This is a genomic window from Mesorhizobium sp. WSM4820, from assembly GCF_055811075.1.
The window spans coordinates 118,428-128,083 of the sequence record NZ_JBVVQN010000020.1; the positions used below are offsets into that span (position 1 = coordinate 118,428).

9 protein-coding genes are annotated in these 9,656 nt (G+C 63.8%); 1 reads left to right on the forward strand and 8 read right to left on the reverse strand.

Going from position 1 to position 9,656, the window contains the following annotated elements; translation table 11 throughout:
* Positions 1-28 precede the first annotated feature (28 nt).
* Genes atzF through AC0L2R_RS27160 form a run of 8 tightly spaced genes read right to left on the reverse strand, consistent with a single transcriptional unit; the run spans position 29 to position 8,365 of the window.
* Positions 29-1,855, reverse strand: a complete 1,827-nt coding sequence (gene atzF / locus AC0L2R_RS27125; protein ID WP_473512560.1) for an allophanate hydrolase — start codon at positions 1,853-1,855, stop codon at positions 29-31.
* Entirely contained in the window at positions 1,852-2,202 is a 351-nt protein-coding gene (locus tag AC0L2R_RS27130) for a cupin domain-containing protein (protein WP_473512562.1), read from the reverse strand. The genes atzF and AC0L2R_RS27130 overlap by 4 nt, the downstream gene beginning before the upstream one ends.
* Entirely contained in the window at positions 2,195-2,863 is a 669-nt protein-coding gene (locus AC0L2R_RS27135; RefSeq protein ID WP_473512563.1) for a cysteine hydrolase family protein, read from the reverse strand. The genes AC0L2R_RS27130 and AC0L2R_RS27135 overlap by 8 nt, the downstream gene beginning before the upstream one ends.
* Positions 2,863-4,392, reverse strand: a complete 1,530-nt coding sequence (locus AC0L2R_RS27140; protein WP_473512565.1) for an ABC transporter ATP-binding protein — start codon at positions 4,390-4,392, stop codon at positions 2,863-2,865. The genes AC0L2R_RS27135 and AC0L2R_RS27140 overlap by 1 nt, the downstream gene beginning before the upstream one ends.
* 9 nt (positions 4,393-4,401) lie before the next feature.
* A complete protein-coding gene (gene biuH / locus AC0L2R_RS27145; RefSeq protein ID WP_123146849.1) occupies positions 4,402-5,103 on the reverse strand; it encodes a biuret amidohydrolase in 702 nt (233 codons plus the stop codon).
* A 25-nt stretch (positions 5,104-5,128) separates the two neighbouring features.
* The gene (locus AC0L2R_RS27150) at positions 5,129-6,055 is read right to left on the reverse strand and encodes an ABC transporter permease (RefSeq protein WP_473512566.1); all 927 of its coding nucleotides are present in this window, start codon (positions 6,053-6,055) and stop codon (positions 5,129-5,131) included.
* Positions 6,055-7,215 (reverse strand): ABC transporter permease, encoded by a 1,161-nt coding sequence (locus AC0L2R_RS27155; RefSeq protein WP_473512567.1) that lies wholly within the window; start codon positions 7,213-7,215, stop codon positions 6,055-6,057. The genes AC0L2R_RS27150 and AC0L2R_RS27155 overlap by 1 nt, the downstream gene beginning before the upstream one ends.
* 22 nt (positions 7,216-7,237) lie before the next feature.
* Positions 7,238-8,365: a BMP family ABC transporter substrate-binding protein gene (locus AC0L2R_RS27160; RefSeq protein ID WP_287245423.1), complete on the reverse strand. Its 1,128-nt coding sequence runs from the start codon at positions 8,363-8,365 to the stop codon at positions 7,238-7,240.
* A gap of 267 nt (positions 8,366-8,632) precedes the next feature.
* On the opposite strand from AC0L2R_RS27160, the gene AC0L2R_RS27165 reads away from it, so the two are divergent.
* Positions 8,633-9,319 (forward strand): GntR family transcriptional regulator, encoded by a 687-nt coding sequence (locus tag AC0L2R_RS27165; protein WP_473512569.1) that lies wholly within the window; start codon positions 8,633-8,635, stop codon positions 9,317-9,319.
* Positions 9,320-9,656: the final 337 nt, after the last annotated feature.

Here is a 9,656-nt window from a genome sequence, read left to right on the forward strand (position 1 = left end):
TCAGCTGCCGGCGCGAACGGCCGGTCGTTCAATCGGCCGGAACCCTTTCCACTCCCTCCGCCGGCCTTGCAACGAAGCTGCGCCAACCGCCATAGGCCGAAATGTCGATTGCCTCTGACAACCCGGCGGTCTCGACCAGAAAGCCCTTGGCCGATGTCCCGTCATCGAGCTCGATCGTGCCGATGCCGAGCGGCGGCGGGATCGTAGCCACGAAGCGTCCGAACGCGTCTGGTGAAAGCCGCCAAACCTCGACATCGATCGACGTCCCGTTGCCATCGGCAACACGCACGAGCCCCGGCTTCGGCACGGATTGGCCGGCGAGTGCGTAGAGCTGATAGGAAGCAACCGTCCTGGCGGCTCTGCTCAATCGCGCGCCAAGCGCGCAGAGTTGGCCGTTGAGCGGCATTCCCGACAAATGCGCGCCGACAACCACGAGCTCGATCAGGTCGTCAGTAGGGTCGAAGCTTTTGGCCGTGAAGACAGGCATCGCCCAGCCTGTCGCGCCAAGGCCGAGACCGCTCGCCGCATGCAACTCGCTGGCCAGCGTCGCCGTCAGTGCATCCTTGCCGGCAGCGGCAAGCAAGGTAACGCTCATCGGCAGATCGTCGTCGCGCTTGCCGGTCGGCACGGCGATGCCGCACATGTCGAGCAGATTGACGAAGTTGGTGTAGGTGCCGAGCCGGCTGTTGGTGACGATCGGATCGGCCAAAACAGTTTCCAGCGAATAGTGCGTCGGCGCCGTCGGCACGCAGAAAAGGTCGGCCGATGCGATGACAGGCGCGAGCCTGGCCTTGTGGGCCTGCAGCGCATAGAGGCCTTTGAAAGCATCCGCCGCGGAAAGTTTTCGTGCGCCGCCGATGATTGTGCGCGTCACCGGGTGCATGGCTGCTTCGTTCACGTCCATGAAATCCGCAATCGCCGCATAGCGCTCGGCCACCCAGGCGCCTTCGTAGAGCAGGTTGGCGGTAGCGTAGAAATCGCCGAAGGGAATTTCGATCAGTCGGCAGCCGAGCTGTTCCAGCGTCTGCAGCGCCGTTTCGAATCCCGCCTGCATGGCCGCGTCGCCAAAAAATTCCCGGTCCGCTGTTGCGGGAACCCCGACGGTCAGCACGGGTGGACGCGGACCAAGCGCCGGCGCCGTGATAGCGCGCGAATAAGGATCGACGTCATCTTTGGCCGCCGCCGCCCTGAAGACGCTGTAGGCGTCATCGACGGTGAGCGCGAAGACGGAGACGCAGTCGAGCGTGCGGCAGGCCGGCACCACGCCGGTGGCCGACAGCGCGCCGACGGTCGGCTTCAGCCCGACGATGTTGTTGAGGCCGGCGGGAATACGGCCGGATCCTGCGGTATCGGTGCCGAGCGCGAAAGAAACAATGCCGTGCGCCGTCGCCACGGCCGAGCCGCACGAGGAACCGCCCGGCACCAGTTTCGGATCGATCGCGTTTCGGGGGACCGGATAAGGTGTGCGCACGCCGACGAGGCCGGTGGCGAATTGGTCGAGATTGGTTTTTCCGACGACCAGCGCCCCGGCCGCCCTCAGAAGCGCGACGACGGTGGCGTCTTTCGCCGGCAAGTAGGCATATTCGGCGCAGCCGGCCGTGGTCGGCATTCCGGCAACATCGATGTTGTCCTTGACCGCGAACGGCACGCCCCACAGCGGCTTTGCCACGGGATCGAACCCGCCGAGTGCGTCGGCTTCGGCGAGCAGGTCCGCCCTGCTCGCCAGATGGATGAAGATGCCTGGATCGTCCGCTTTCGCTATGCCCTGAAACACGATTTCAATAATGGTAGCGGCCGACATGCCGGAGGCATAGGCCGCGTGCAGGCTGCCGATATCGAAGCGGATGTCGCTCATTTGGCCTCGTCCAGAATGACCACCGGCAGATTCCACTGGATCAGCACGACGCAGCCGTCTTTCGTCCACACCGAATGCTCGGTCCCGACCGGGTTCAGGATCACGCTTCCCGGAAGATAGTCGCCAGTCTCGTCGCTCTGGGTGCCTTCCAGCACGACGATGGTTTCCAGCCCGACATGGCGATGGCGCGGCACGCCGGCGCCGGGCTGATAGTTCAGGATCGCGACGGAGGGTTCGGCCGGTCCGCCCTTGAGCAGCCAATGCACCGTGATGCCGTCGCGAAAATGCTCGAATGCCAGATCACGCCAGACCCCATGGATGAGAGCCGGGTATGCAATGTTAGGCATCGGCAATTCCTTTGAGCACCTGGTCCGTCATCGCCGTCCAGCCGACGATCGCGCCCTGCGCCCTGATCATGGCCAGTGCGGCCGCCTTGAACTCCGGAAAATAGCTCTCCGTCGCATCCTCCGCCAGCAGGCATTCGTAGCCGCGGTCGTTGGCCTCGCGCATCGTCGTCTGCACGCAGACTTCCGTCGTAACTCCGGCGAAGACGAGCTGCTGCACGCCGAGCCGCTTCAGGTCCTCGCCGAAGCTGGTAGCGTAGAACGCGCCCTTGCCGGGTTTTTCGATGACGATTTCGCCAGGCAGCGGGGCTACCTCGTCGAGGATCGCCGTTCCCGGCTCGCCGACGACCAGCACGCGGCCCATCGGACCGACATCGCCGATTCTGATCGACGGATTGCCGCGATTTCGCTTGGCCGGCGGCAGGTCCGAAAGGTCTGACCTGTGGCACTCCATCGTGTGGATCACCGGCAGGCCGGCGGCGCGAAATCCCTGGATCAGCCTTTTTACCGTCGGCACGATCGCCGCCACCCGGCCGACGTCGTTGCCGAGGCTGGCGCCGAAGCCGCCCGGCTCGGCGAAATCGCGCTGCATGTCGATGACGACCAGCGCCATCGCCTCAGGCTTGAAGGCAAACGGAAACGGCAGCGCGTCGATCTCTGCCATCAGTGATGTCCGGCCATGTGCTCGCCGATCGTCTGGACGCTCGCCTGGGCGATCGGCGTTTCGTAGACCAGCGCGCCGTCGGACATGACGAAGATGCGGTCCGAGAGCTCCAGCAATTCGTCGAGGTCCTCCGACATCAAGAGCACGGCGGCACCAGCGTTGCGTGCCCGCATGATACGGGCGCGGATTTCGGCGACGGCAGAGAAGTCGAGGCCGAAGCAGGGGTTCGACACGATGAGAAGATCGACCTCGCCGGTCAGTTCGCGGGCGAGCACAGCGCGCTGGACGTTGCCGCCGGAGAGCGACGAAATCGGCGAGGCGAGCGAGGCCGTCTTGACCTTGAACTGCTCGACCAAGCGCGTCGCATAGTCCCTGATGGCGCTCATCCTGATCCAGCTTATCGGCTTGCCGGCCTCGTTCAGGTCGAAGGTCCGGAATGCCATGTTTTCCGCCACCGTCATCCTCGGCGCGCAGGCATTGCGCAACGGTTCCTCCGGGATGAAGCGCACATTGAGCGTGCGGGCCTCGGCGCGGCTGGCGCCATAGGGCGATCCCTTCACCAGAACGTCGCCGGCATCACGCGTACGCTGTCCGGCAAGGACTTCTAGAAACTCCTTCTGGCCGTTGCCGGAAATGCCGGCGACACCGACGATCTCGCCGGACTTCACATCGAGCTCGCCGATATTGATGGTCTTCAGGCCGGTGCGGTCGGGCGCCTTCAGCGCCTTCACCGTCAGGATTTGCCTGGCGCCGACCGGCACTGGAGCGCGGCTGTCGAGCGCGGCGATCGGCTGGTCACCGACCATCATCGCCGCCATCTGCTTGTGAGACAGTTCCGATACTTTCCCCGTTCCTGTCAGTCTGCCCTTGCGCAACACAGTGATGTCGTCGGCAAACGCCGTCACCTCGTGGAACTTGTGCGAGATCATCAGCACGGTGAGGTCGCCCGCCTTGGTCATGCCGCGCACGAGGCCCAGCACTTCCTGCGCCTCGCCGGGGGTTAGCACCGACGTCGGCTCATCCAGCACTAGAAAACTGCGGCCGAGATAAAGCTGCTTGATGATTTCGAGCTTCTGTTTCTCGCCGGCGGCGAGTTCGGCCACTTTGACGTCGAGCGGCAGCTTGAACGGCATCCGCTCCATGAACTGGGCAAGTGCGGCGCGCTCCTTGCGCCAGTCGATAATTCCCGGCACCTTTTCGCGGGAAATGACCAGGTTCTCCGCACCTGTCAGCGACGGGACCAGGGTAAAATGCTGGTAGACCATGCCGAGGCCGAGCGCCGAGGCGTCCTTCGGACCGGCGATCCCGATCTCGCGGCCGTCGACCAGAATGTCGCCGGCGGTCGGGTGATAAAAGCCCATGATGCATTTGACCAGCGTCGACTTGCCCGCGCCGTTTTCGCCAAGCAGCGCATGAAACGATCCCGCCGGCACCTTGATCGAGACGTCGTCCAGCGCGGTGAAGGCGCCGAAACGCATGCTCATGCCGATCGTCTCGACGCCAACCGCTCTTTTGCCGCGATCACTCATGATCGAACCTCATGGCAACTGGGCGACGAAGGACGCCGAATTGGACACCGCGCCGAACACGCCGCCTTGCATCTTGATCATCTTGATCGCAGCGAGATGGTTGCCGTAGTCGGTCGCCCCGCAGCAATCCTCCAGCATCACGCATTCGAAGCCGCGGTCGTTGGCTTCGCGCATCGTCGTATGCACGCAGACGTCGGTGGTGATGCCGGTCAGCACGATGTTTTCGATGCCGCGCTGGTTGAGGATCAGTTCCAGGTCGGTGGCGCAGAACGAGCCCTTTCCCGGCTTGTCGATGATCGGCTCGCCTTCGGCCGGATAGAGGTCGGGGATGATGTCCCAGCCCGGCTCGCCGCGCACCAGGATGCGCCCGCAGGGTCCGGGGTCGCCGATGCCGGCATTGATGCGGCGCGAGCGCCAGCGCTTGTTGGCCGGCAGGTCGGCGAGATCGGGCCGGTGGCCCTCTCGCGTATGAATGATGGTGTAGCCCTTCGCCCGCATGGCAGACAGCACCGATCTGATCGGTTCGATCGGCGCCCGCACCAGCGAGAGATCGTAGCCCATATGATCGACATAGCCGCCCGGCCCACAGAAATCGGTCTGCATGTCGATGATGATCAGCGCCGTGTTGTCGGGCCGAAGCTCGCCATTGTAGGGCCATGGATAGGGATCGGCATCGATGTAGCGCTGCGTGACCTCGGCTCTGGCGTTCATTGAGAAAAACTCCAGTCTGGAAACGTCATTTGGTGATCGACAGTTCGCCCGGCGCGCCGGCCAGCGAACGGCTGGGCGACGAGGTGGCGATCATGATGACGAGGGTGAGAATGTAGGGTGCGGCGTAGAACAGATAGTAGCCTTGCGTGACGCCGACCGATTGCAGCGCCGGCCCCAGCGCGCCGGCCCCGCCGAACAGCAGCGCGGCGGCAAAGCAGCCGAGCGGGTTCCAGCGCGCGAAGATGACCAGCGCCACCGCCATCAGCCCCTGGCCCGACGAAATGCCTTCGGTCCAGCTGCCGGGATAGTAGAGCGACAGATAAGCGCCGCCGATGCCGGCCAGCGCGCCGCCGATACCGGTGGCGACGAGGCGCACCGTATTCGGGTTGAGGCCCATGGCGCGCGCGGCATCGGAACTGTCGCCGACCACGCGCAGGATCAGGCCGGCCCGGGTGTTGCGGAAAGCCCACCACAGGAATACGGCAAGTGCTGCGCCGATCAGGAACAGCACATTGATGTTGAGCGCCGCCTGCACCTGCGGAACGTCGGACCAGCCGCCAAACGGGATGGCCGGCAGGTCGGGCGCCGAGGGCTGGATGAACGGTTTGCCGAAGAAGAAGGCGAGACCCGAGCCGAACAGCATCAGCGCAATGCCGATGGCGATGTCGTTAACGCCACGGAATTTGCAGATCCAGCCGTGGAACAGGCCGAAACAAAGACCGGCCGCGGCGGCGGCCAGCAGGCCGAGCCATGGTGAGCCGGTCATCACCGCGACGGCATAGGCGGTCATCGCGCCGAACACCAGTGTGCCTTCGAGACCGAGATTGATGCGCCCCGAACGCTCGGTGATGGCTTCGCCCAGCGACACGAAGATGAAGGGCGTCGACACCCGGATGGCGCCGCCGAGCATGGCGAGCGGAACGCCCCAGAGGCCGATCTCGGCTGCGTCCATCAGGCAGTTCCCTTCAGGAGATCGGGCCTTTTCAAGAGATCGCCCCTCTGCCAGAGGTCGGGATTGAAGGCCTTGAAGCGGCCGTAGAAGGTTTCGCTGAACAGGATGACGACGAAGAGCATGCCCTGCAGCACCAGCACGGTGGCGTCGGGCAGGTCCATGCGGCGCTGGATCAACCCGCCGGAGGCGTCGATGCCGCCAAGCAGGAAGGCGACCGGGATGATGGCGAGCGGATTGTGGCGGGCGAGGAAGGCGACCAGGATACCGGTATACCCATAGCCGGCGGCGAGCGAGGCGTTGGCGCTGCCTTGCACGGCGGCGACTTCGAGCATGCCGGCAAGGCCGGCAAAGCCGCCGGCCAGCGCGGTGAAACCGACAATCAGCGGTCCAACGGCAAGTCCCTGCACCTGGGCTGCCCTGACATTGCCGCCAGCGATGCGGGCGGCGAATCCCCAGCGGGTCTTTTCGATCAGCAGCCAGGACAGAATGCAGGCGATGATGCCGACGACAAGGCCCCAATGCACGTCCATGCCGGGAATGTTGCCGATGCGGTAGGCCTCAGCCAACGGCTCGGTCGACGGTTTGTTGAGCGAGGCGGGATCGCGCAGCGGTCCTTCCACCAGATGGTTCATCAGGGCGATGGCGATATAGGCCATCAAAAGGCTCGATATGGTTTCGTTGACGGCACGGTAGTGGCGTAGCGCGCCGACGGCACCGATCCAGATGCCGCCGGCGGCCAGGCCCGCCACGCCCATGGCAAGAATAACGAAAAAGGCGGGGGCGCCGCTGGCGGCCACGCCCATGGCAGCCGCGGCAACGCCGCCCAGCACGATCGCGCCTTCGCCGCCGATGACGACAAGGCCGAGCCGGGCCGGCAGCGCCACGCAGAGCGCCGCAAGCAGCAAGGGTGCGGCCCGCGACAGCGAGTTCTGGACCGAGAACCACGAGCCGAAGCCCCCGCGCCACATCGTTTCATAGAGCTGCGTCGGCGATTTGCCGACCAGCGCGATGAACAGGCTGAACAGGGCCATGCCGACAATCAGGGCCGCGAGCGGGATGACGAGGGCTTCCGCCCGCCGGGCGATCCATTCGAGCGCCGTCGGATAGCTTTTGGCGCCGAGCATCACTGGCACGCTCGCGCTGCTCACGGTGTCTGCCATGGCCCCCGTCTCCGATCCATGCTCAAGCGGTCGAGCCGACGACACCCTCGACGAGATAGTCCATGCTTTCCAGTTCGATCGCGGCTTCGACGAAGGTCTGGCCCTCGGTTGCGACGACGTCGCCCTTGTTGTTCTTCAACGGCCCCTTGATTACGGAAAAGCCGCCCTTCATCATTTCGGCGAGCGTGCCGTCGAACTGTGCGCGCGCCGCCTCGCTGACGGCGGGGCCGAGCGGGCTCATCTTGACGAAGCCGTCGGCCAGTCCGCCGCGCGTGAAATTGGGCAGCGGTTTGCCGGCCACGAGGTCGTCGACGAACATCTTGTAGACCTTCGCCCAGTTCCATTCCGCGCCAGTCAGGTATTTTTCGGGCGCCAGCGGGCTCTGATTGGCATGGTAGCCGCAGATGAAGGCGCCGCGCCCCGCCGCCGTTTCGACCACCACTTTCGGGCTGTCGACATGGCAGGTGATGACGTCGGCACCCTGATCGACCAGTGCATTGGTGGCCTCCGCCTCCTTGACCGCCAGCGACCATTCGCCGGTGAAGATCACCTGGCAGGTGATTGCCGGGTCGACCGAGCGTGCGCCGAGCAGGAAGGAGTTGATGTTGAGCAGGACCTGCGGAATGGGCTTTGCCGCGACGAAGCCGATCTTCTTGGTCTTGGTGGCGTGGCCGGCGGCGACGCCGTTGAGATACTGGCCCATGCCGATATAGCCGAAATAGGAACCGGCATTCATCGGATGCTTGTCCTTGTTCCACATGCCGCCGCAATGGCGGAACTGCACGTCGGGGAATTTCGCGCACATGGCCAGCATGTGCGGATCGAAATAGCCGAAGGAGGTCGGGAAGATCAGCGAGGCGCCGTCGAGGTTGATCATCGATTCCATCGATTTCTGGACATCGACCGTTTCGGGGACGTTTTCCTCCTCGACCACAGAGATGCCCTCGATGGCCTTCAATGTGGCGGCACCCTCGGCATGCGCCTGGTTGTAGCCGTAGTCGTCCTTCGGTCCGACATAGATGAAGCCGACTGTGACGGCAGCGGCGAACGCCCTGCTGATCGGGAATGACGCCGAGGCCAGACCGAGCGCCGCTCCGGCGGCGGAGGTCTTGAGCAGCTCGCGGCGGCTAAGCATGAATCTCTCGGTCATGTGAATGCTCCCTGTTGAACCCTTTCCGGGTCGATTAATTCCCTTCTCGTAAAAGTGCATGCAATCGCTGTGCCAGTTCAAAATCGGGAATTTATCCAGTTTAATCAATTGACGTGCCGATTTGCCGTGCTCAAGCGAAAGGCAATTGCATACACTTTTTGCCTTTCAATTAGCCAGTTTGACAATCAGATTAAAATAAAGGCATAGAGGGCGCCCGAGTCGAAGCGGAAAAGACTGGACGGAGGAGAATTGTCGGGGAAGCGCAGCTTGATCAGGTCGGGCACGACCGTCGATCAGATGGTGAGGGCGATCGGCGACCGGATCGTCACCGGCTTCCTGCGCCCCGGGGAAAAGCTCGACGAGGCCTCGCTGGCTGCCCGTTTCGATGTGTCGCGCACCCCCGTCAGGGAGGCGCTTGGCCGGCTGAGCGCCATGGGGTTGGTCGAAAGGCGGCCCAACCGCGGCGCCACCGTCGCCGTGGTGACGCAGGAGCATCTTGCCTCGATGTTCGAGAGCATGGCCGAGCTTGAAGCGATTTGCGCACGGTTTTCAGCCGAGCGCATGTCCACCGCGGAGCGCCGCGCGCTCGAGACCGAGCACCAGGCATCGGCGCGCCTCGTGCAATTGGGCGCGGAGGAGGATTACGAGTATTTCAACACCGAGTTCCACACCCGGCTCTATCGCGGCGCGCACAGCAAGCACATCTATGAACTGACCGTCATGACACGCGGTCGGCTGGCGCCGTTCCGGCGCGCGCAATTCATGCTGCCGGGCCGCCTGGCCAAGTCGTGGCAGGAGCATGACGTCATCGTTACCGCAATCATGCGCGGTGACAGCGCCGCCGCAGGACGAGCGGCCAAGGATCACGTTTCCATCGTCAGCGAGGCGAGCGCCGTCTTTGCCACGGTTGACCCAATGAAACCGGCGGCGGATTCGATCGGGATGTCTTCCTAGTGGACAAAACCTGACGCGTGATACCCGAAACGGAATACCGTTTTGACCCGAGGCAACCTATGTCTTGCGTGTAGCGAATGGCCGCTTCGCGCCTAATGTCGGTCGTTTGGGCTGGCTTCAACAGATCCTGAAGCGGACACGCCAACGATAAAGCCAAGATGCAGGAGATGCTCTCGTTGCCTGCTGCGGCATGGCGTTGAAAGCGGCCGGCTTCCCATCGGCGCGTTGCGGACGAGGGTGATGACGCTTCGCTCCACGCGTCCTAACCTTCAACCTTCTGCCAGACGGAGACATGTTTATCGCTGACCTGCGTGAACAGCTCCTTTTTCCAGCCGCC